This is a genomic window from Brevibacillus sp. SIMBA_040 (assembly GCF_046535075.1).
Lineage (GTDB): Bacteria > Bacillota > Bacilli > Brevibacillales > Brevibacillaceae > Brevibacillus.
The window spans coordinates 1-229 of the sequence record NZ_JAWRXI010000453.1; the positions used below are offsets into that span (position 1 = coordinate 1).

The window sequence follows — 229 nt, forward strand, 5'->3', positions numbered from 1 at the left end:
CGATTTCATTCCTATGGGCGAGCATGAGGAAGATGTCTATTATACCTATAAAGACCGACAACATTTTAAACGAAATGTTTTTGCAGCAGATTCCATGGAAGTGTATAAGCAAGCGGAAAACTTCATTCAAGATAACAGAAAGAATTTTTATCAAGCCAACGATACAGAAAATAAGGCTGAAGTTAAAAAAAAGAAGAAAACCATAACAAGTTTTTTCAAAGATCTTGAT

1 protein-coding gene is annotated in these 229 nt (G+C 33.2%); it reads left to right on the top strand.

What is annotated here, in order from left to right; genetic code table 11:
* A partial coding sequence (locus tag SB752_RS33405) for a hypothetical protein (protein WP_410719659.1) occupies nt 1-229 on the top strand: 229 nt, incomplete at both ends.